Origin of the sequence: Tolypothrix bouteillei VB521301, assembly GCF_000760695.4 — a bacterium.
In the GTDB taxonomy this organism is placed as follows: Bacteria; Cyanobacteriota; Cyanobacteriia; order Cyanobacteriales; family Nostocaceae; genus Scytonema; species Scytonema bouteillei_A.
On sequence record NZ_JHEG04000001.1, the window covers coordinates 8,337,545 to 8,359,365 of the forward strand.

Sequence of the window (21,821 nt, forward strand, 5' to 3'; positions counted from 1 at the left end):
ACTGACCAGCTTAAGTACCTTGAGTACTACATGAATTCCTGGGCGGAGCCCAGGAACGAGACAGCCCTAATTGCTGTTTGCTGGATTTTCCAGAGGTGTTACTGTTACAGCAGGAGAAGGGACTGCTTCTACAGATGATGTTGTCGGTGCTACATCAGGAGTCAGTATTGGAGAGAAAGTTGGTGTAGGTGTTGGTTCTTCCGTTGGAGGATTTTCAACTGATGGAGATGGCGAAAATGTAGGTGTTGGTTCTTCTATTGGGGTTGGAGTTGGGTCGAGTTCTGGTTGTTGGGTTGCTGAAACCGATGGTTCCGGTACGGGCGGCTGTCTTGGTGTAGGTGGTGTATCAACTTGTGGTTTCCGACGTTTGAGAAATTCTGGTTTTTGCTGGTCAAAGTTTGGTGCGAGTGGTGGATTGATTATGGGTTTGTGTTCGGGGAAGGTTAACTGATTCTTAGTTCTAGGCACTGAATTGATGGTTTCTGGTAAAGGAGTTTTAGCGGTATTAGGTTGAGATTTGGGAGTAAATGATGGGGTATTTGCTGGTGTAGGTTCAGTGTTTTGCACTGGAGAATGTGTAAAACGCTGCCAGTTAGACAAAGTCAAAAATCCTACTGAAGCTAAAATTCCAGCAGTGATGACTCTAGTGGGCGAAAGTAAAGAAGTACTTGGGTATAAGCTTTTATTTGAGGATGAAGAATTGTCAGAAACAAGATTCAGTCGAGTGACTACTTGCTGTGAGGGTAATTGCAGCCTAGTTTGCTCGCTTGTTTCTGCGTTATCGCCCCAATTTGTCTGTTGGTTTTCCTCTGAAGATGATGGGAAGGAAGCATTTTTGAGGAAATTTAAATTGTGGGAAGTGGCTGTCACTCCTGTAGTATCACCTAACAATTCTCGTAATTGTACTGCTTTTGTTAAGTACTTTTTAGCTGTGCTGTTTTCTTCCAAACAAAGAGCGCGAATTCCTAATTGATGTAAAGCCCACGCTTCATCAACGCGGGATTTTTCTGCTTGAGATGCTTGTAGTCCCCTTTGCAGGACTTGCTCCCACAAACGCCATCGCCTGCTTAAAGCCAGTGAACTTTCGATTGCTCTAACCAAGCGCAGTATATCTTGCCAGCGACTGTTTCTTACAGCAACTTCTAAAATCTGTACGGTGGCATCAATTTCTTCTAACAAATAATTGGGTTGCTTCTGATATTTTTCCGCGAATTTCACAAAATATGCTATTGCCTTTTCTCGTATCGTTGTTAACCTCCACTCTGGCGGTAAAACTTCAACTATTGCCTGAATTATTTGGTATCGAGAATTCTGCAACTTTACTAGGTTTCTACGCTGTAGTGTTTCTAGTAACTGGTCAACTTTATGAATTTGCGCGATCGCCTGGATTTGCTCTTTACCCAGCCCAATTCTTCCCATCACTAGCAATAATTCTAGAATGGTTTGGTGTGGTTTTGATAGTGATGCTACAGTTTGTTGAATTAAAGAAGAAACAGGTTCAGTAGATGGCAGTTGGCTCACTATTTCAGCTATCGAACGCCCTTCTTCTACTATATTGGCAACTGCTACTTGTATGTGTACGGGATGCCCATTTAGAAGAGTACAGAGTGATTTTGCAGCAGGCATTTCTTCCCTAGTTAGAGAACGTCCCATTTCTTTTTCTACTAAAGAAATAGAATCAATAATTGATAAATTGGGAAGGAGTAGAGAACGCCCCTTTTTTGGAAAACGTTTTCTTGATGAAGCGATTAAGAATGTTAAATTGCTTGGAAAACCGATCAACTCTTGCAATTCTTCTTGTATGAGTTCATCATCGTCATCTAACACTATTAAAGCTTTTTTGTCCTTAATTTGTTCCTTAATTTGACCATCGGTTGGTTTGTAAGGAATATGGCTTTGATAATACGCTTCCCAAATAATTTGTAATAAATCACTTACATATGGGTGAGCAAGAGATAGTTTAATAACACCATCCGGAAAAAGAGACATAGATTGTATGTCATGTGCTAAGCAACTCAAAAGAGCAGTTTTACCAAAACCAGCAGAACCGTACAGTTCTACTGATTGACCAACTCCAAGGGCTGCGATCGCTTCTGTTACCAATTCTTGACAACCTAACAGGTCATCAACAGAATCTTCTTGTACCAAAACTGGTGCGGGGCGCGAAAGCTTTGTTGGTTGTTCTGCATCGGTTGCTGTATTTGCCATAGCACCATGGCTCGAACCAATTTTGATAACGTAATTGCCAACAGCCAGTTGACCAATCGTTTCCCCTTGGAAGTTGGCTATGATACTTTTTTGAGGCATAAGGTTTTCTTCCAGCTTTATTTAAGCTCTTTTCCCTATTTACGTGGTAATACCGCCGTCACCCATACGAGTTTTACAAATTTTTCTCGATTTGCCAACCTTTGAGTATTTATACTCAGCAGAAAGTGTTGCCATACAAGGCTGACTCTCTAGCGTCAGTTTTACACCAGCCTAACCCTCCGCACGTGAAAGGGGAGGGAACTGAAAATCGGATCTTCCCCAATACTGCTCGGTTAAAGAAATTATCGCGGGAGACAAGCAGGGGATGCACCTTTGTGCAGGGGAGGAAAAAACGGCAAAACCCGACAAGTATTGAGATCTTCCCCAATACATTGGTGGGATTAAAGAGGTCAATCTCACTTGTGTATACACCGTAGCTTCTTCAAGGAGAGGTCTGTCGAACTTACGTTATCTTAATACAATAAGCAAATTCAATGTCTGAAACTTATGATTTTTTGGGGGTTATCTTTCAATGTTTAGCGACTAACCAACAACCACTAACGACTAATCATTAAATTTCCGTTGTAACTGTTTTAAAGTTTGATACATATCTGGTAAGCGATTCAAAATAGCTGACACCTTCAAATATCTTTTATAAGGTATGGCAGGTGCGCCAGAAACAATTTCTCCGGGAGCAACATCATTATGGACGCCTGCTTGTGCAGATGCGATAGACCGATCGCCCATCTTAACTTGATTGCTCACTCCAGCTTGACCGGCTAAAATAACACCCTTGCCAAGTTTAGCACCTCCCGCCATTGCAGACTGACCTGCAAGAGCACAACCAGGACCTATTTGGCAACCATGACCTACTTGGACTAAATTATCAATCTTTGTGTTGCGACCTACCCGTGTTTCTCCTACCGCAGGGCGATCGATGGCACTGTTACATCCCACTTCTACACCATCTTCCAAAACAGTACAGCCCGATTGCTCCATTTTTACCCACCCTTTAGCAGTAGGAACAAAACCAAAGCCTTCAGCACCAATGACAGTACCACTGTGAATCACACAATCTGCACCAATACGAGTGCGTTCGTGAATCGTACAGTTGGCGTGTAAAGTTGTGCGATCGCCTATCTTAGAATTTGGATAAATCACGACATTAGGATGGATGCAAACTCCATCACCAATTTCTACCTCCGGCTGAATGACAACATGAGCACCAATGTAAACATTCTGGCCTACTTTAGCAGTCGGGTGAATAACAGCAGTGGGATGAATTTCTGAAACCGGACGCCAAGGTTGGTAAAACAGTGTAATGACATTAGCAAATGCAAGCCGTGGTTCCGGTACTGCAATCCAAACAATACCTCGCTCTTGTGCTTGTGCTTGCAACACTTCATTTTTAGGCAAAATTAAAGCACCAGCGTTTGTTTTCCCAACCCAAGAGGCAAATTTTTCTCCTTCTATGTAGCTCAGATTAAGAGCTGTTGCTTCATCAACAGATGCCAACCCTGTGATTTCCGGATCGAGGTTTGTGTTAAAAATTAGGCTATTAGAAGCAGCAATATCACCAAGTTTTTGTATAATTTCGCTAAATTTCATTGTAAATAAGTTGTTATCGAGATGGATGAAAAAAGGCATGGGGCATTAGGATATGAAGCATTGGGCAAGAGTTATTCTCCCTTGTCTCCTTTGTCTCCCTTGTCCCCTTATCCCCATTACCTACTCTTTCAGCAATAAATAATATAACGTGCCGTTACCGCCTGTTACACCAGCGCGATCGCCTGCAATCTTACCAGTACCCATAAAATAATCCACCCGTCCCGGACCTTTGATTGCACTTCCCGTATCTTGGTCGAGCACGTAACGGTTGACAGTACGGTAAGTCAAGCGTTCGTTTTCACTGAGATATGGAAAGTTAGCATTAATGAGAGCTAACGCTCCTGGTGGCATAAGAGATTTATCAGTCGCAATAGAACGTTCTGCTGTGACTGGTACGCGAATGCTTCCCCTGGCTTGTTCACCGTTCGTTTCTTTAAAGAAAATAAACCGTTCCCAGCGTGGAAGGTAAACATTCATTGCATTGGGATTTTGCTTGAAATATTTAATCATGACTGGCATTGTTAAACCCTTTGCAGGGAGTTTGCCATCTTTGATAAGTTCTCCTCCGATACTTGTCCAGGGATAATCTGTTGCGCCTGCGTAACCAACAGATGTCACAGAACCATCAGTTAAGTTTAGTTGGGCAGAACCTTGGATATGAATCAAGTATGCATCCAAGCGATCGCGAAACCAAAATAATTCCAAACCACGCAATCGGCTTTGATTGCCTAACAAACCATTTTTGCCTTCCAACTGAACTCGTTTTGGGTGTGGTTTTGCCCACTGCTTGAAATTGGCTGGCAAAGCATAAATTGGATACTTATAGACAGATGTGCGAGTTCGACTGGCAGAATAAACTGGTTGATAGTAGGCAGTAAACTTAACAGTTCCATTCCCATCGTTCCCAACAGACTGGTAGAAAGTAAACTCCCGACTCACAGCCGCTTGTAGATCTGCAGGTGATTTAGCACTGACAACAAGCTCGCGGAAGCGCACCAAACTCCTACGAACGCGGTCGAGAGTAAACTCTCTAATGGGATAGTTCTGGTATGCTGCAATAGCTTCTTTAGTTGCTAGATAACGCAAGCTGTTATCTATTGATGTTAACAGCGCTTTCCAATCACCCTGTCTGCCGTCTCCACTCCAAATTTGTTCGTCATAACCCAAACATCTAGAGGTTGAGGTACAGTCAACAACAGGCTCAATGGGTACTAACGGTTGAAGTTCTTCGGGTTGGCTTGGTTGTGGTGACCAAGTCTCAGGTCGATTTTGTGTTGGATAAGGGGGGTAACCGGGAACCTGAGCAAAAACTGAGAATACTGGAGCGATCGAAGCCATTCCCAGACATAAAGAAACTAAAGCAAGCTTTCTTTTCATGATCTACGCAAATCTTTCCACACTAGAACTAAAAACGGGTTCCACTCGGATCGCAAGAATCTGAGCAGGACGCACTACCATATATTCACCTTGAATATTTTTAATCGGTACGCTAATAAAGTCATTAGAAGCACTTTTGGGCATAAGCTCGCCACTATACCATTTTTGAAAATCTTGAATAGTGGGAAAACGTACTTCTTCTCGATGTCCACCTTCGATAAGTAGGTGTACTGCGTACTCATTCGCTGTTCTGGGCATAATTTTAAACCATATTGAAAAACATCCAACCCATTGTCAACCACGCACCCCCAGAATGGGAAGGGGAAATACCCTGACATCAAGGCAAAGGAAATCGGGGAGCACAGAGTAAGAAAAACATTTCCTCCTCCTGTTCCTTGTTCCCAGTTGTCGCCTATGACGGTGAGTGAGTTGTCAACAGTTCCCGGTGTTGGGTAAAGGGATTAGACATTCAGCCAAAGTTTTTCCCATGTCCCCTTTGTCGTCCTTGTCCTGTGGCGTGGATTTAGGGGGATTTAACACGCGTGAAAACACGCCCTTGTCCCCACTCCCGAAACCCTTATTAATAGAATCAATAACCATTTCTTCCATTTTCTTAATGTTACTTTGCTTAATCAAGTAAAGTTTAGTTGCGAATTAAACTTCTCTAATTTTAAGGTGTTAATTTAGTAATTGAAGCAACAAAGCTTCCCTGGCAGATTAAACAGCTAGTGTGTAAAGTTAAGACGTAGAAAAAGAGGTAAAAGCGCTGTTAATTTCACATCTGTCTCGTCAAAAAGCAATAACACCCAAACCTAAAGGTGATATTTCCTCAAGTGGTGAGCAACAGGGGGCGCTGTAACTGTTGAATCCTCTCTTTTGTAAAGAGTTGATACATTCAGTACATCCCTAGCTAAAATGAACAAAGAGAGGAAGTCACTCATCTGTAGAGGCTTGGGTGTTATTGTTTTTCAAGTAACACCCAGTGTAAGCTTGTACAAACTCCAAATAGCATGGGACAGTTGAAATAGCGTTTTATGTCAATTATTGCTCTAAGAGCATGGTACTTGGAAAACTATGAGCCGATTCACGAACTGGAAAAACGTCCACCCGATCTGCGGCTCAGTAAAAGAAGCCTTTTAAAAACAGGATTAAGAGCAGATTTTTTAGAAGATATTGAACAAGTGAAAAGCTCAACTTGGTTTGGGCGCTATTTAGAAGGAGAAAATATTGAATTTTATATAGAAGGTAGTGGTGGTTATTGCTTGGCAAATATTGACTTGATAAGTCATGAAATGTATTTGACAAAGCAAGTTTTATTAGCACAGTTAGACCCCACCATTTTTTTATGCCACCAAATTGAATATCCTGAGGCGAGTGAAGCTTTACGAGAAGCAGTGTTTCAAAGCTTGGAGATTTTGAATTTGCGATCGCGCGTTCCACTATCGTTTGTTGAGTCTTACCGCCCTAAAGATGCTCCTTTAAGGCTGAGCTCTACAATGATGCGGAAAATTCGCAAAAGTTTGTTATTTATTGCCGATACCACACCTATTGTCAGCCTCGATGAGCAGCACAACCCTCAACTGCTACCCAGTCCAAACGTCTGTGTTGAAATTGGTTATGCCCTTCAATGTAAAAGAGCGGAGCAAATTTTACTAGCACAAATGCAGCGTCCTGAATTGCAAGGACAGTTTCCGTTTGATTTACAAAAGGGACAAATCTTGCAATTTCAAGACAGGGAAGAAATCAGTAAAATTCTACCGCAAGCAATAGAAAATCAACTTGTTAGATTTAAATTGTTTGTTTAATGCGGTGAGTACAATAGATTCAGAAGGCAACTGCTGTCTTCCACCTGACGCCAAATTTCGCCGCTCGATCCTAATAAGGCTATGGATTTTGAACCTCAACCTACGACCCAAACTGCTTCCGAGAAAGTTCCATTTGCGGAACCACCTATAACCCGCAAGCCATTAGAAGTGTTGCGGGACACAGAGGCTCTGTTGCGCCGTCCCGCTGTAGCGGCGATCGTACCGCTATTACCGTCTAAGATAGCTAGGAATGTGGAAACAGTTTCATCTGTTGCAGAAGAGTCTTTAAGGGAGGTGGCAAAAATTGACTTAGAGACGATCGGCGATGTTGAACTGCGATCGCCTCGTATTAAAGTTGGATTGAGTTTTGTGGGATTTGGAGCGCTGATGACAGTTGTGCTGCTGCTTTACTTGAACACGCTCCATCCTGAATTAAACGCCGTTCAGCAAATAGCAAAGTATTGGTATCAGTATGTTTGGTTTGTCTGCTTGGGTGTAGCAGGGCTGTTCATTCTTGGTCGAGAAGCAATGCGTCCCAACTGAAGGATGAAGAAGGTTGAAATACTCTTATAAAGAGTGTCTTAATCCCCCTTTTTAATTGGGCTTTAAAAGCGTCTTAGCCCTGCTATTTTTTTCATACTTCATCCTTTATCCTTTTTTATCTCTCCTTCAAATGGATGAACTCCTATTTCTGGATAATTGTCATTTCTAGGACCAAATACTCTCACAGCTGCATCAACAATATATCGAGTGACTTGTTGAGTACCTGCTGCAATTGATTGAATCATTGCGCGGACTTTATTAGCGATTACCATAGTTCTCTCCTACACTGAAAAGCTTTTTGTCTGTGTCATTCACTAGGAAGGAAAATCAAAAAAATAGATAAAAAATGAGAAGATATTTTTCTGCGAATAAGATGTGGTAGCTTTACTTGAACTACAATTTCAATGTAAGAAAAAAATTTGAGGAAATTGTGAAGATAAAGAGGTAAACTGAGAATTGAGTGTAAAGAATAATAACGATGCCACTCCTAAGATTGAATGACAGTGCCATACATCAAGTGTTGACCCATGCAAAAGTCATTGCTGTAGTGGGTCATTCAGATAAACCATATCGTACTAGCTATCAAATTGCTCAATTTATGCGGAATGTGGGTTACACTGTTTATCCCGTGAACCCACAAGTTCAAGAAATTGACTCTCAGCCCAGTTATCCTTCTCTCAAAACAATTCCAGAGCCAGTAGATATCGTCAACGTCTTCCGGCGTTCTGAGTACTTGAGTGAAATCGTTAATGAAGCAATAGACATTAATGCTAAAACTATTTGGGCGCAATTGGGTGTTGCTGATGAGGTAGCAGCACAAAAAGCATTGAATGCGGGACTGAATGTGGTGATGGATTCTTGTATAAAAGTTGAGTATTTACGTTTGGGAATTAGATAAATCGCAAGGCACTTTATGTAGCAATTCCCGTTTTGTTGACGCAATCTAAGAAATAATTAACCGCAGATGAACGCAGATCTATCTGTACCTTAGCAGATTAGGAAACGCTATATTTTGCGATCGCAACCACTATAAGTTGCTTAGTGGGGGTTATTTTGATTTTCGTGGCGATTTAGGCGGTGTTCGGTGTGCGCCAAAATATTTCTCACTGCGATAGCGCAGCCATACACGCAACACTTGCGGAATTTGCTCTTTTTCTTCCTTGGTTAGAGTGTTGTACAGGGCGAGAGCGCGATCGCGTTCACCCCTACAGGCGGCGTTGTTATGAGCATCCCAATAGCTGCGGGCTACCCGAATCCTCCGACAGACTTCCTTAATCAGTGCTTCTCCACTTAGTGGAGCCTCCTGCTTTGCCATAATTCAGATACTGTGCAATATTCTGATACAATCCTAGCAACTTAAATGTAAATTTGATTTTGGCTAAGTTAAGTATCATTGCTGTTTCATTTGTTCTGCTATACACTGTGCGTCCAGAGCTAATATAATTTTATTCTTTTTTTAGAGATTTCGTTCAGTAATTCCCGTTTGTGACAGTTGGGGTGCGGAATGGGGGATAAAAGAGCGATAGAAACCCTAGAGCTTAGCAAGGTATTTCTTCTCTCAAAATCTAGAGCAACCAACCTAGGGCTTCAGCAATTTGTCCGGCTAATTCTAAAGGATTAAAAGGTTTCGCGATCGCAGTTTTTATACCCATTTGAGCGTAGCGACGGCGATCGGATGCCTGAATTTTTGCCGTTAGCAATATCACGGGAATAGCTTTTGTTGTCGGATTTTCTTGTAACTTCTCAAAAGTTGTTGGACCATCCATATCAGGCATCATCACATCTAGCAAGATAGCATCGGGTTGGAAATCTTCAGCTTTACTAATCCCTTCCTTCCCAGAACCAGCTGTCACGACGTCCCACCCAGCTACCGTTTCCAAACAAATTTTGGTAACTTCTTGAATGTATTCTTCATTGTCAACTACCAAAATTCGCTTTGTTGCCATGGTTTTTATCCTCGCTCCTTCATAATTCATCAGAAGTCATGCGTTGAAGCAAATCCATCACCCTTTGCTCAAACTCTAGTGCTGTCACCCGCCCTTTTTCCAAAATTTCAGTATGACCCAAATTGAGACGTTGTCTCTCGGAATCATCGAGCTCTTTTGCAGAATATACCATTAAAGGGATCTTATAGAGACGGCTGTGCTGTTTCAACCACTCTACAACTGTAAACCCATCACCCTCTGGCAGAACCAAATCGAGAACTAACAAATCAGGATTAATTTCTTGGCTCAGACGAATGGCTTCTTTCCCAGTTTTTGCAAGATAGGTGTCAATATTATGCTGCTCTAACAAAGTCACGAGCACTTCTGCCAAATTGCTATCATCCTCGACAAGCAAAACACATACTCGTCTGGAAGTTTTCATCAGTGCTTGCTTGAGAGACTCAAAAAGCGATGTTTCCTCCAATGGTTTGCTCACCCAATCAACAAAATCCGTGCTGGGTTTGTGTTTTTTAGTAGGCGTGCAAACACTGCAAATTACGATAGGAATGTCCTGAGTTTCGGGTTGTTCCTTTAACGCTGCTATCACTTCCCAACCATTCATCCCCGGCATCAGCAAATCTAGTAAAATAACATCCGGACGTTCTGTAGATGCAGCTGCGATCGCCGCTTCTCCAGAACCGACGGTAATGACACGATAACGCCCGTTCTCTAAAAGCTTCTGGATTTGGTTGCGAATTTCCACTTCATCATCGCATACAAGTACCAACGGTATATGGAGAGACGGTGATATGGAGACTGGAGAACTTGAAGACACGGGGAGAGTGAAATAGAAAGAACTACCCTTACCCAGGGTACTTTCCACCCAAATACGCCCGCTATGCTGTTGTACTATGCTCCGACAAATTGCCAAACCCAAACCAGTTCCTTCATGATTGCGAGAATCTGAGGAATCAACTTGCTGGAAGCGCTCAAAAATACTGTCAAGTTTATCGGATGGAATACCCCGTCCCGTATCCCGAACTGTAAATAAAATTTGAGGAGATGAGGGAGAGGCGAGAGAAGAGGGAGACAAAATTCCTCCATCGGTTATTTCCGCACTTAGCCAAACCGTAGAACCAGGAGTAGAAAATTTAATGGCATTACTGAGCAAATTAGTTAAAGTTTGAACAATCCGATCTAAATCTGCCCATACATTCTGGTTGATGCTGGAAATTGATAGCGTCACTCCGGCTTTGTCAGCAAGGGGCTGTATGATATTGACTGCTTCTTTTATCAATTCGGAAACGTTACAAGTTTGTTTTTCCATCTTGACTTTGCCAGATTCAATGCGCTCAATATCCAGAACGTCATTGATTAACCTTACCAATCGTTCGGTACTGTCAACCGCAATTTGTAGCAAGCGTTTTCCTTGTTCTGAGTCTGGCTTAATGAGATTGCTGGCTAACATTCCTAAAGAGCCATGAATGGAAGTTAAGGGTGTGCGGAGTTCATGACTGACTACAGAAACAAACTCATTTTTCATCTTTTCTACTTGCTTGCGATCGCTAACATCCTGCAAGTAGACCGTGTATATCGTCTCATCTTTAAGCATTAACTTAGAGATAGAAGCCTCAGCAGGAAACTCCGAACCATCTTTGCGACGACCGTAAATCTCGCGGCGTTCGCCCATTCTGCGAGACACTTTCACCGACCTGCCAAAATCAGAAACGTATTGAGAGTGTACATCAGTATACCGTCTTGGCAACAGTATATCTAAGGATTGCCCCAAGGCTTCCTCAGCAGAATAACCAAAAATTTTCTCAGCCCCCTGGTTGAATAAAGTTATGCGTTGATTCCCATCAATACAAATAATGGCATCATCTGCAATGGACACAATCCCTGAAAATCGAGTTTGAGAGTTTCGCAATTCTTCTTGTGTCCGGTGACGTTCATTAAGTTCTGACTGGAGTTGTTCGTTAGCTCGCATCAGTTCAGCAGTACGTTCTGCGACTCTCAATTCCAATTCATCCTTAGCTTTTCGTAAAACTTCTTCTGAATTTTGCCTTTCAATTGCTGCAGACAAAACATTAGCTATAGATTGTACAAAATGAATGTCATCTTGAGTAAAAGTTTGTTTTGTGCGGGCATATGCTCCTATGACACCATAAAAACCATTGCGTTTGGTTATTGGTACGCTCAAACCACTAATAATTCCATGCTCTTGCAATAAAAAAGAACTGCTAAAGCGAGTTTCTGTTGGCAAATCTTCAACAATCACGGGCTGTTGAACAAGCAGGGTGTAACCAGCAATAGAATTTTCAGGGCTGATAATAGTCTGTTCTATAAGTTCTTGATTCCAACCCACTCCCGCACGCAAAACCATTACATTTTCTTCTGGAAGGAGTTCTAATATTTTGCAGTACTCAACTTCTAAATTTTCCACAATTAAATCAACTGCTTCTTTCATCAAGCTAGAAAGGTCTGTACCAGAAAGAGCCGATTGACCTAACTGAGCCACTGTTGCTTGTTGTTTAACGCGAGTTTGCAAGCTTTTTTGAAATGTATCATTGCTGAGAGCAACAGGTTTGCTAGCTTGCGTTTCGGCAATTTTCTGCCGCAATTTTCTTCTTTCTAAACGGTTGATAATCCGTGTCACAAGTTCCGGTCCAACAATCGGTTTGCTGACAAAATCATCTGCACCTACAGAAAAGACTTGATTGACAATATTGGCATCATTGTGAACTGTTAGAAATAGTATTGGTAACTCACTCCAGTGGGGATCGTTACGGACAACTTTACAAATTTCAATACCATTAATTTCTGGAATTTCTACATCTAGTATGAGTAGATCTGGTTTGACCTCTTCTAAAGTTTTCCAAAAGCTTTGGGGGTCTTCTAAATAAGTCACTTTAATTCCCCAAGGGCTGAGTAAGTTTTGCAACACTGCACCTATTTTGGGATCGTCATCAACAGCTAAAATATGTGCCTCTACATGCGATACATCTAGCAAAACTTGTTTGACTGCTTCTAAAATTTGTGCGATCGCCATGGGCTTTTGTAAAAAATGCCCTCCACTACGAGCCACTTGCAAGCGATTGGTAAAATCACTTTTTTCTGTGAAAACTATGGCTGGTACTGGCGGTTGGCGTTGGCTTAATTCTGCTAATAAACTAAAGCTATCTTCATGATTTGGAAAAACATCAAGGTCAATCAACACAACGTTGGGATTTTCTCGATAGAGACAACTTCTTGCTGCCTCTATACTAGTAGCAATTTTGACTCTCAATTCCCAACTTCCAGCTTCTTGTTCGATTTGTTCGGCTAATGTCCCCTGCTGTGTTGTTTGTTGGTCTTTGTTACTTGCAATTGCAAGCAACAAAGGATGTTCAGCCATTTGGGGTTGTAACGATAAAGCCCAAGTCTCGTGACAATCTTGCTCTATCTCCTGACGCAATTGCCCAACTAAACTGGCAAATTCAGATTTTTCAGCTACAGTCAATGCTTGATTTGCTTTCAGAATACGCTCAATTTTTCTGGCGATTTGGGAACCCAAAGAAAAGCCAAAAGTCCCCAAGGAACCAGCAAGTGTATGAGCTTCTTTTTGAGCCTCTTTCCGAAGTTTTTGATTTAAAGTTTTTTGAGTGGAAATGCTAGCAGCAGCATGCTCGAGAACGGCGACTTGTTCATCAACCCGTCCTTTAAATCGGTTCCATACAGCAGCAACCCCCTGAAGAGTTTGCTGTTGTATAGTTTTTTCTTTAGGCAAAGATAATACAGAATCTTCTGCCCTGCGGTCGTGCTCCTCATCTTCTTGTTTGACTTCCGCCTGCTGCCTGAGACGATAACCAATACCATAAACTGTTTCTATCAAATCCCCCGGTGCGCCTGCACTTTTGAGTTTCTGTCGCAAACCTTTAATATGAGTGCGAACAGCTTCTTCACCCGGAGTATCTTCATAGGACCAAAGATGTTCCAAAATCATGCCACAGCTAAATACGCGACGGTTATTACGCATAAAAAGCTCTAACAGTCCATACTCCTTAGGAGTTAATGAAAGATGCTCTTCTCCATACGTAACTTCACAGCTTATGGGATCGAGACGCAACTGACCGCTTGCTAAAACGGGCTGTGATGCTACACCCCCCCGACGCAAAAGCGCTCGTATCCTAGCAACTAATTCTTCTTCATCAAAGGGTTTGACAAGATAATCATCTGCTCCTGCGTCTAACCCGATAGCTTTCTCGTGACTGCTATCGCATCCTGTTAATAATAAAATCGGCATTCGCAAGCCTTTAGACCGTATCTGACGGCAAAGGCTGATACCATCTATTTTTGGTAAAATAACATCTAAAAGTATTAAATCATAATCAAAAGTCTCAATCAAATCCCAAGCTGCTTGTCCATCAGAAGCAACCTCAACTACATAGTTCTGATTATTGAGAACGGCAGCTAGAGCATGGGCAACAAGTTGGTCATCCTCTACTACTAAAATTTTCATTGGTGAATAAAAACTTGATATATAGTATCCGCTCAATAGCGGGCAATTTCCGAATTTTAAATCGAGCCGGGGATAATATCTCCGGCTTTTTATAAAGGGTAACATAATACATCAGTTGGCTTGTGGTATTTGCAAAGCTTGAAGATTTTTCTTGCCTTTTGAGGAGCGTTTGTGACATACTTGATTTAAAATACGGTAAATCGATAAGTTTAGTGATATTTTATGAAAGGGGCTGCCAGTTCTCCAATTCCCGTAAGTTGGGGTGCGGAGCAAACAGACCCATTAACAGTTATGGAATAAAGGTGACAGTTGTTTAACCATAGGGGTGATAGGGATTCACAATGCTAAAAGACGCTCGAGGACTTGAAGTGACAACAGATTCTCAAGAAACGATCGCAGCTATTAATCGTTTCATCGAACAAGCCCTTGGTTATGGAAAGGATGCTGAAGCTTGTCTTTTAGAGGGAATTGCCGCAGATCCAACTTGTGCCACAATTCATGCATATGCGGCTGCTCATTACCTCTCTCAAGAAAACGCTGTAGCAACTCAGCAAGCAATAGCTCACTTACAGGTGGCACAACAACACGTAGCAAAACTAACGAAACGAGAACAGTTATACGTACAAGCCATTGCAGCTTGGGGATCGGGAGCAATTGATAGAGCGATCGCATTACACGAAGAAATTACCCAAGAGTTTCCTCGCGATTTGATTTCGGTTCAACAGGGACAGTATCACTACTTCTACTTAGGAGACAAAGAGAGACTGCTCAAAATAGCTCAAAAAGTTCTCACCGCCAATCGAGACAATCATTACCTGTACGGTATGGTGGCATTTGGATTGGAACAGTGCCACCGACTCGCAGAAGCAGAAGCGTTGGGTCGTCTGGCAACTACAATCAATCGTCACGATCCTTGGGCGCATCACGCTATAGCTCATGTAATGGAAACTCAAGGACGCGTGAGTCAGGGGATCGCTTGGATGGAAAAGCACGCAGATACTTGGGAAAACTGCAACTCCATGCTTTACACCCATAATTGGTGGCATATAGCGCTTTATTACCTTGAAAGAGGCGATATAGAAAAAGTTTTTTCACTGTATGACACTCGTGTTTGGGGTGGCGCTCAGAAAAGCTCTCCCAAAGATCAAGTAGGGGCGATCGCAATCCTGTTAAGGTTGGAGTTGCGTGGAGTGGATGTTGGAGAACGGTGGCAAGAGTTAAGTTTTTATCTTTACCCTCGCATCTACGAACACGCATTACCCTTTCAAGACTTGCATTATATCTATGCACTGGCAAAAGCAGGGCGTCGAGAATGGTTAACCCAAATGTTGGAAAGTATGGAAAGGTATGCCAAAACTGTCAATCCATACTTACGTCAAAACTGGTTTGAGATTGCTATTCCTGCTGCTAAAGGTTTGGTTGCCCACGCAATCGGTCACTGGTCAACTGCGATCGCGCAACTAAAACCTGTTGTACCACAACTCTATAAACTGGGTGGCAGCCATGCTCAACGAGTCTTGTTTGAACAAGTTTATAGAAATTCGCTTTTACGAGAGGAAAAGTTTTCTACAAGTACTTTATACTCCTCCAACTCCACAACAGCAAAACGCCGAACTCCTACTTCTTCCATAACAGATTGCAGTTCTGTATCTGGCTGGAGTAAAGCAAATTGAAGTTGCTCAATCAAAGACTTACCGAGATGTTGAGCAACCACTAGAGGTGGCATGGGAGATGGTCCGAGTACCTCTACCACGCGCAATTGGTGGGATAATTCTGGAAATTGTCGCAATTCTTGCTCCAATACCACACTATCAATAGCCGCACAGTCAACTCTTCCATTTAATACCCATTCAATGGAACGTTGGTGAGAACCCGATTGTATTGCTTTCCTAAAAAACTTTTTAGAATGCCCGGTTTGAATTAAGCGATCGCACAGCAAATTGTAACCGCTATTAGAACCTAAATCGTTGTAGCCAAAACTTTTAAGAGCTAAATCTTCAAACTTTGTCAAATCACTAGCCGCATTGACAATAACATCGGAAAAGTAGATTGGGTAATTTTGATAGCGCGTTGCTTTCATAACAGGAGCAACTAACACCTGCAACCAATCGGGTACAACCTGGCAATACCTAATAAGAGGTAATCCACAGATAAATGCCAGGTCTAATTGATTTTCAACGAGCAGGGGATCGTCTAGCGGATCGCATTCACCTTGGTGAAGTTGAGTTGCAACACCTAAGACACGACCTGCATAAGCCACAACTGCTTGATAAAAATGGAACAAGTTAGGAGCTAAATATGACACGGCTCTTAACTTTTGTAAGTTTGCTACTTGCGACTGACAGTCTTCCACTCACGGTCTCCAATTTCTTGATGTGCTACAAGTTGCAGCAAACTGCGGCAAGACCAATAAACTTGCAAGAAAATCACGCTTATCAAGGTAAGCAAACCAATTATTAAAACCGTTCCATATGCTTTGGTATGCCACCAAAAACGCATCGCAAGTGCGGTACTCAGGCGTAATACTGTCATTTTTATGACTCCTCTACCCTAAAATAAGGTTATTCTATTTTTAAAATACGGTAAATCGATTAGTATAGTGTAATTAAGTATTGTTGCACAGTCAATCAAAAAAAGCAAAGTCTGAAAGCAAATTTTAGTAGTTCTTTTGTTCGCATTGAAAGGGTTGGGATTAAGGGGGGGTAAATCCAACCTGCGTGTACTTGCGTGTATGGATAATTATTCTGGCATTTCATCCACAGAATCCAGACAATATACTGGTTATGCAGTGGCTTAAATAAACATAGCCGTTATCATTTGGATGGCATATACCTTTCAGATTAAGTAGACACACTCCACAGCAGGTCTTGATTTTTATGTTGAGTTATGTAACAGAAGTCACAAATTTGGAGTAAATATTTACGCCCAAAGAAATAAAACTATTGGCTTGTTTTGAGAAACTTTATATATCAATGGGAAGAAGTATAACCTTGTGCTCTTCGCAACAATGAGACAACATCAACACTTTTGGTCTACAAAGCAAGAGTGAGATCTAAATTTGATGGCAATATTTTCCTGAGCAGAAAGATTTATGTATGAAAGGAGAAATGAATACTGTTACAACTCCTATCTAAATTCTAAAATTTGAATAAATCACTCCAGATGCTGAGAGTATGGGATCTGAAAAAGAGATTTCAAAAAATATACAAGAACATTAAAACAATCTTAAACTTTTAAGTTATCTACCCAAAGTGTAAAGCCATGCTGACAACTCAAGCGTCAAGTTTCGAGCGAAGAATCGTGCGACTATTCAAACATTTAATTTATTCAATGATGTCTCCCTGGCAATGTCCGCTACCAATAGCAGAAAACACAACAGATAAAGTCGCTCTCTATTTTTACAAAAATGACAGATGGGTTCCAATTATGTTTTACAAATTGGAAGAAGCGATCGCGCTTTATCATCAATCGCAAAGTTATGAAATGCAAATACAGATATTTCCACCCGAATTAAATCCCAATGATTTTGATTTGTCCTCCTACCAAGAAAGTCCACCACACAACAAACTTCCATCAAATTCAATAAGGGTATAATTTATCCCCTGTTGCGGAATCAAAAACAAATAGCTTATCCAAATTCAATTCCAAAGAAAGGCGATCGCCCCTTTGAGGAAGTACGTTTGTAGCAGTTTGAACATTCAAAATCACCGACGTATCCGGAAAGCCAGTTCGCACCAAAGTCTCCCGCCCCAGAGGTTCCACTACCTTAACCTCCACAGTTAACTCACCAAACTCTTCTTCTCGGTGTTCTTCTGAAGTTTGCTCCAACGGGGGTAACTCCCGCAACCCACTGCTTTGAGAACGCAACTTCTCTCTACGCCTCTGCGGTTCAACAATAGAAATATGTTCCGGACGAATTCCCAAATCAAAACCCTGTCCCACCCCAGGACGCAGTTTTTCCTTGACAGAACTCGGACAGGGTAATATTTGACCGACAACGTCAAAGCCATTACCTGTAAATTTTGCAGGTACGATATTCATTGGAGGACTACCCAAGAAAGTAGCCACCATACGGTTCGTTGGTTGAGAGTAGATAGTATTTGGTGCGCCAATTTGTTGAATTCGTCCCCGATTGAGAACCACTATTTTGTCAGCCAAAGTCATCGCTTCAACCTGATCGTGAGTCACATAAATAGTCGTAATTCCCAGTTCTTGATGAAGTTGTTTCAACTCAGCCCGTGTATCGTCCCGCAATTGAGCATCTAGGTTAGATAGTGGCTCATCAAGTAAAAAAACTTGTGGTTCGCGAGCAATAGCTCTTCCCAAAGCAACACGCTGCTGCTGTCCGCCTGAAAGTTGCTTGGGTTTGCGTTCTAAAAGATGTTCTAGAGAAAGCGATCGCGCTACGACCTTCACTCTTTCTTGAATGATTTTCGGGTCAACTTTTCGCATTTGCAGCCCAAAAGCAATGTTTTGTGCCACTGTCATGTGAGGATAGAGGGCGTAGTTTTGAAATACCATTGCCACATCTCGCTGTCTTGCGGGAATATTGTTAACCAACTTTTCCCCGATATAAAGTTTGCCAGATGTTGCTGTTTCCAAACCAGCGATAGTTCGCAAAATAGTAGATTTGCCACAACCAGATGGTCCAACCAACACCCAAAACTCACCATCAGGTATATCGAGAGTAATATCCTCAATAGCCGTGACGTTATTAAATCTACGCTTAATGTTTTCTAGACGAACGGTTGCCATTTTAGATGATTTGCTAATTGCTAATGGCTAATAGCTAATTGCTGATTGCTAACTGCTAACTGCTAATTGCTGATTGCTAACTGCTAACTGCTAATTGCTAATTGTCTATTAACCATTAGCCATTAGCCATTAGCCATTTATTAACTCCATACTGAATGAGATAGTAAAGAAGCCATCGCTCTAACACCTCTTAGTTGATTGGATAGGGGTAAATGACCTCGAGGAGCACTGAGATTCCAGGTAAATTCGTTGGGATATCGAGTCCAGTTATTTCCTTTTTTCCAACCAATTTTTTCCCAAAGATTATCCCAGTTTTTTCCCAAGCCCAACCAAATTTCTCTTTGAACGGAAAAGCCAAATTTACCTTCTGAGTGAACTACCCATAAGGTGTTTAATGTTTGTAGGTCTGTAGCTGGAAAATTTTCAACTTCTGTAAAATACAGCCATTTTCTTTGTACTGCTGTGGGTCCAGCCAGTTCACACATTTTTTGTAGAGTCACGCGATCGGCAGCTTGAAAATCCTGGGCTGCTAGAAGCTTTTGGATGGGACTATAATCAATATTGGAATCTGATTTTAAGGGAACTATTCCTGAAGGAAAATTATTTTGCAAAAATTCCTTGGCTTTGGGTGAATCAGAGCTAGAAAGTACTTGGTAAACTTTCCCGTCTACCCAAGTTGCAGGATTATTACGGCGTTCATATAAAAATTCCATCAGAACATCTAATCCCCCTTCTCCCAAGTTAGCAAGCTGTGGAATCACCTGCTGTTGGATTTGAAGAGACCCAGCGACTAGGGGTTGGCGGAGGGATTCGATGTTACTAGCAGTGCCTGATACAATCATTGGGTCTGTCATGCAGTAGTTACTCGTAAAACGCGATCGGTGAACAAGCTATAAGCTATCAATTTGTTTTATAGCGTACTGTTATGAAAATAAGGGAGCTAGGGGTTGAGATCTGAGGAAGAGAGATTTTTATGTATGGTTGTAAGCGATCGCCTCCGTATTTCTAAAAGTTGATGATTCCTTGGAGTTGACCTCGAAGGAACTCTCCTCAAACAGTAGACGTGGAAAGTGTATAAGCGGTAAAATAGCAACGGTTTCGTGAATCCCAAGCAAGGCACGCCAAACACTCTACGAACAGGGGAAAAGAAGACTCTGCGCCTCATCGAAAAACGTTTTGTCTTGCTGAAGCCTCTGAATTAGATCGGAGGTTGCTTACAAATCTACCAAATAAAGACGCAAAAAAATCTTCTCGCCTTCCAATCATAAGTTTCTCATTTTCGGGTTTAATATCCCAAGAGCACAGACGTTGCAGCATAGCCAATCAGGAGTGTTGAATGTACGATAAAATTACCGCACCCACAACGGGGGCAAAAATCACCTTCAAAAACGGTGAGCCTGTTGTTCCTGACAATCCAATTATCCCTTTTATTCGAGGTGATGGTACGGGAATAGATATTTGGCCTGCTGCTCAAAAGGTTCTTGACGCTGCTGTGGAAACAGCTTACAAGGGCAAGCGCAAGATTAGTTGGTTTAAGGTTTTTGCAGGGGACGAGGCTTGCGAAGTTTACGGGACTTACCAGTATTTGCCCCAAGATACGCTTACGGCAATTAAGGAATACGGTGTCGCGATTAAGGGACCTCTGACGACTCCTATTGGTGGCGGCATTCGTTCCCTGAATGTGGCATTGCGTCAAATTTTTGACCTCTATGCCTGTGTACGCCCTTGCCGATACTATCCTGGGACTCCTTCTCCTCATAAAACTCCAGAAAAACTGGATGTCATTATTTACCGGGAAAATACAGAGGATATATATTTGGGAATTGAGTGGCGTCAAGGAAGCGAAATTGGCGATCGCTTAATCTCTATCCTGAACAAAGAACTGATCCCTGCAACTCCAGAACACGGTAAAAAGCAAATTCCTTTGGATGCTGGAATAGGTATTAAACCGATTAGCAAAACTGGTTCCCAACGCTTGGTAAGGCGTGCTATCAAACACGCTTTGCTACTTCCCAAAAACAAGCAAATGGTGACTCTGGTGCATAAAGGCAACATCATGAAGTACACCGAAGGTGCTTTCAGGGATTGGGGCTACGAATTGGCAGTCAGCGAATTTCGCTCTGAGTGCGTCACCGAACGGGAATCTTGGATTTTGAGTAACAAAGAGAGCAATCCCAATCTTTCTTTGGAAGACAATGCTCGCAAGATTGAACCTGGGTTTGATGCTTTGACTTCGGACAAGCAAGCCCAAATTGTTGAAGAAGTGAAAACAGTTCTGGATTCAATTTGGGAAAGCCACGGAAATGGCAAGTGGAAAGATAAGGTTATGGTCAATGACCGCATTGCTGATAGTATTTTCCAACAAATCCAAACCCGACCTGATGAGTACTCCATTTTAGCGACTATGAACCTAAATGGAGATTACTTGTCTGATGCAGCTGCAGCCATTGTCGGCGGGCTGGGTATGGGACCGGGAGCAAATATTGGCGATGAATGTGCTGTTTTTGAAGCTACCCACGGAACCGCACCCAAGCACGCTGGGTTGGATAGGGTGAACCCCGGTTCGGTGATTTTGTCCGGTGTGATGATGCTGGAGTATTTGGGTTGGCAAGAAGCAGCAGATTTGATTAAGAAAGGTTTGGGGGATGCGATCGCAAATCGTCAAGTCACGTATGATTTGGCACGTTTGTTAGAACCACCTGTAGAACCTTTAAAGTGTTCTGAATTTGCTGATGCAATTATTAAACATTTTGGTTAGTAGTTGGGTTGGCAATGCCCACTATTAAATTAATCGCAATACCGATCTAGATCCCTCACCTCGTTCCCAGGCTCCGCCTGGGAATGCCTTTATAGAGGCTCCGCCTCTTGCGATCGATTTGTCACGTGAGGGAGCGTTAAATAAGAGGTGCTACCCCAATTGACTAGCTATAGGCTTTAAAAAGTCGAGAATTTTGCAGTTTCCGATCTCATCGCAATCCTAATTGTAAAAATTACTTTTTTTAATAAACCGCAGAAGCGCACCTGAACGTAGAGAAAAGAAAGAGAAGATTATACAAATCATTT

The 21,821-nt window shown here is 42.1% G+C and carries 17 protein-coding genes and 1 pseudogene; 6 read left to right on the forward strand and 12 right to left on the reverse strand.

The features are described from left to right. Positions 1-66: 66 nt before the first annotated feature. The 4 genes from HC643_RS34120 to HC643_RS34135 all read right to left on the reverse strand — a co-directional run bounded on the left by HC643_RS34120 (position 67) and on the right by HC643_RS34135 (position 5,490). Positions 67-2,307: a hypothetical protein gene (locus HC643_RS34120; protein ID WP_038089241.1), complete on the reverse strand. Its 2,241-nt coding sequence runs from the start codon at positions 2,305-2,307 to the stop codon at positions 67-69. A gap of 504 nt (positions 2,308-2,811) precedes the next feature. Beyond that, positions 2,812-3,855, reverse strand: a complete 1,044-nt coding sequence (gene lpxD / locus HC643_RS34125; RefSeq protein WP_038089321.1) for a UDP-3-O-(3-hydroxymyristoyl)glucosamine N-acyltransferase — start codon at positions 3,853-3,855, stop codon at positions 2,812-2,814. Between the two features lie 120 nt (positions 3,856-3,975). Then, the gene (gene mltA / locus HC643_RS34130) at positions 3,976-5,232 is read right to left on the reverse strand and encodes a murein transglycosylase A (protein ID WP_050046546.1); all 1,257 of its coding nucleotides are present in this window, start codon (positions 5,230-5,232) and stop codon (positions 3,976-3,978) included. Between the two features lie 3 nt (positions 5,233-5,235). Next, on the reverse strand, positions 5,236-5,490 hold the full coding sequence (locus HC643_RS34135) for a hypothetical protein (protein ID WP_038089243.1): 255 nt from the start codon (positions 5,488-5,490) through the stop codon (positions 5,236-5,238). Between the two features lie 776 nt (positions 5,491-6,266). On the opposite strand from HC643_RS34135, the gene HC643_RS34140 reads away from it, so the two are divergent. Together HC643_RS34140 and HC643_RS34145 are read left to right on the forward strand one after the other, a co-directional pair. Continuing rightward, positions 6,267-7,037, forward strand: a complete 771-nt coding sequence (locus HC643_RS34140; RefSeq protein ID WP_038089251.1) for a hypothetical protein — start codon at positions 6,267-6,269, stop codon at positions 7,035-7,037. Positions 7,038-7,118: 81 nt separating this feature from the next. After that, on the forward strand, positions 7,119-7,580 hold the full coding sequence (locus tag HC643_RS34145; protein ID WP_038089260.1) for a hypothetical protein: 462 nt from the start codon (positions 7,119-7,121) through the stop codon (positions 7,578-7,580). A 98-nt stretch (positions 7,581-7,678) separates the two neighbouring features. Here HC643_RS34145 and HC643_RS34150 read toward each other — a convergent pair whose 3' ends face one another. Further along, positions 7,679-7,852, reverse strand: a complete 174-nt coding sequence (locus tag HC643_RS34150) for a hypothetical protein (RefSeq protein WP_167844808.1) — start codon at positions 7,850-7,852, stop codon at positions 7,679-7,681. 206 nt (positions 7,853-8,058) lie between these two features. Between HC643_RS34150 and HC643_RS34155 the strand changes: the two genes are divergently transcribed. Then, positions 8,059-8,478 carry a CoA-binding protein gene (locus HC643_RS34155; protein WP_038089263.1) on the forward strand — a complete coding sequence of 140 codons (420 nt, stop codon included), beginning with the start codon at positions 8,059-8,061 and terminating at the stop codon, positions 8,476-8,478. Positions 8,479-8,628: 150 nt separating this feature from the next. Here the strand turns inward: HC643_RS34155 and HC643_RS34160 are convergent, their stop codons facing one another. The 3 genes from HC643_RS34160 to HC643_RS34170 form a co-directional block, all read right to left on the reverse strand. Further along, a complete protein-coding gene (locus HC643_RS34160; RefSeq protein WP_038089266.1) occupies positions 8,629-8,895 on the reverse strand; it encodes a hypothetical protein in 267 nt (88 codons plus the stop codon). A 250-nt stretch (positions 8,896-9,145) separates the two neighbouring features. Next, positions 9,146-9,526, reverse strand: a complete 381-nt coding sequence (locus HC643_RS34165; RefSeq protein ID WP_038089324.1) for a response regulator — start codon at positions 9,524-9,526, stop codon at positions 9,146-9,148. 19 nt (positions 9,527-9,545) lie between these two features. Further along, the gene (locus tag HC643_RS34170; RefSeq protein WP_038089326.1) at positions 9,546-14,003 is read right to left on the reverse strand and encodes a response regulator; all 4,458 of its coding nucleotides are present in this window, start codon (positions 14,001-14,003) and stop codon (positions 9,546-9,548) included. A 341-nt stretch (positions 14,004-14,344) separates the two neighbouring features. Here HC643_RS34170 and HC643_RS34175 point away from each other — a divergent pair, with 341 nt between their 5' ends. Next, positions 14,345-15,676: a tetratricopeptide repeat protein gene (locus HC643_RS34175; RefSeq protein ID WP_050046545.1), complete on the forward strand. Its 1,332-nt coding sequence runs from the start codon at positions 14,345-14,347 to the stop codon at positions 15,674-15,676. Here HC643_RS34175 and HC643_RS34180 read toward each other — a convergent pair. Together HC643_RS34180 and HC643_RS34185 are read right to left on the reverse strand one after the other, a co-directional pair. Continuing rightward, positions 15,643-16,356: pseudogene (locus HC643_RS34180) on the reverse strand (PhnD/SsuA/transferrin family substrate-binding protein); the annotation flags it as partial. The gene HC643_RS34175 and the pseudogene HC643_RS34180 overlap by 34 nt on opposite strands. After that, positions 16,332-16,535: a hypothetical protein gene (locus HC643_RS34185; protein ID WP_050046544.1), complete on the reverse strand. Its 204-nt coding sequence runs from the start codon at positions 16,533-16,535 to the stop codon at positions 16,332-16,334. The gene HC643_RS34185 and the pseudogene HC643_RS34180, both read right to left, overlap by 25 nt. A gap of 729 nt (positions 16,536-17,264) precedes the next feature. On the opposite strand from HC643_RS34185, the gene HC643_RS34190 reads away from it, so the two are divergent. Beyond that, a complete protein-coding gene (locus HC643_RS34190; protein WP_137986546.1) occupies positions 17,265-17,597 on the forward strand; it encodes a hypothetical protein in 333 nt (110 codons plus the stop codon). Here the strand turns inward: HC643_RS34190 and HC643_RS34195 are convergent. After that, entirely contained in the window at positions 17,583-18,758 is a 1,176-nt protein-coding gene (locus tag HC643_RS34195; protein WP_038089269.1) for an ABC transporter ATP-binding protein, read from the reverse strand. The genes HC643_RS34190 and HC643_RS34195 overlap by 15 nt on opposite strands. A gap of 140 nt (positions 18,759-18,898) precedes the next feature. Next, positions 18,899-19,612, reverse strand: a complete 714-nt coding sequence (locus HC643_RS34200; RefSeq protein ID WP_038089271.1) for a GUN4 domain-containing protein — start codon at positions 19,610-19,612, stop codon at positions 18,899-18,901. 482 nt (positions 19,613-20,094) lie between these two features. Between HC643_RS34200 and HC643_RS34205 the strand changes: the two genes are divergently transcribed. Beyond that, complete coding sequence (locus HC643_RS34205; protein WP_038089274.1) at positions 20,095-21,516, forward strand: NADP-dependent isocitrate dehydrogenase; 1,422 nt, start codon at positions 20,095-20,097, stop codon at positions 21,514-21,516. Positions 21,517-21,821 lie beyond the last annotated feature (305 nt).

Bases quoted from the DNA above. Each gene is read 5' to 3' on its own strand.
- HC643_RS34120 (WP_038089241.1), bottom strand. From the start codon at position 2,307: ATGCCTCAAAAAAGTATCATAGCCAACTTCCAAGGGGAAACGATTGGT.
- lpxD (WP_038089321.1), bottom strand. From the start codon at position 3,855: ATGAAATTTAGCGAAATTATACAAAAACTTGGTGATATTGCTGCTTCT.
- mltA (WP_050046546.1), bottom strand. From the start codon at position 5,232: ATGAAAAGAAAGCTTGCTTTAGTTTCTTTATGTCTGGGAATGGCTTCG.
- HC643_RS34135 (WP_038089243.1), bottom strand. From the start codon at position 5,490: ATGCCCAGAACAGCGAATGAGTACGCAGTACACCTACTTATCGAAGGT.
- HC643_RS34140 (WP_038089251.1), top strand. From the start codon at position 6,267: ATGTCAATTATTGCTCTAAGAGCATGGTACTTGGAAAACTATGAGCCG.
- HC643_RS34145 (WP_038089260.1), top strand. From the start codon at position 7,119: ATGGATTTTGAACCTCAACCTACGACCCAAACTGCTTCCGAGAAAGTT.
- HC643_RS34150 (WP_167844808.1), bottom strand. From the start codon at position 7,852: ATGGTAATCGCTAATAAAGTCCGCGCAATGATTCAATCAATTGCAGCA.
- HC643_RS34155 (WP_038089263.1), top strand. From the start codon at position 8,059: ATGCCACTCCTAAGATTGAATGACAGTGCCATACATCAAGTGTTGACC.
- HC643_RS34160 (WP_038089266.1), bottom strand. From the start codon at position 8,895: ATGGCAAAGCAGGAGGCTCCACTAAGTGGAGAAGCACTGATTAAGGAA.
- HC643_RS34165 (WP_038089324.1), bottom strand. From the start codon at position 9,526: ATGGCAACAAAGCGAATTTTGGTAGTTGACAATGAAGAATACATTCAA.
- HC643_RS34170 (WP_038089326.1), bottom strand. From the start codon at position 14,003: ATGAAAATTTTAGTAGTAGAGGATGACCAACTTGTTGCCCATGCTCTA.
- HC643_RS34175 (WP_050046545.1), top strand. From the start codon at position 14,345: ATGCTAAAAGACGCTCGAGGACTTGAAGTGACAACAGATTCTCAAGAA.
- HC643_RS34185 (WP_050046544.1), bottom strand. From the start codon at position 16,535: ATGACAGTATTACGCCTGAGTACCGCACTTGCGATGCGTTTTTGGTGG.
- HC643_RS34190 (WP_137986546.1), top strand. From the start codon at position 17,265: ATGCTGACAACTCAAGCGTCAAGTTTCGAGCGAAGAATCGTGCGACTA.
- HC643_RS34195 (WP_038089269.1), bottom strand. From the start codon at position 18,758: ATGGCAACCGTTCGTCTAGAAAACATTAAGCGTAGATTTAATAACGTC.
- HC643_RS34200 (WP_038089271.1), bottom strand. From the start codon at position 19,612: ATGACAGACCCAATGATTGTATCAGGCACTGCTAGTAACATCGAATCC.
- HC643_RS34205 (WP_038089274.1), top strand. From the start codon at position 20,095: ATGTACGATAAAATTACCGCACCCACAACGGGGGCAAAAATCACCTTC.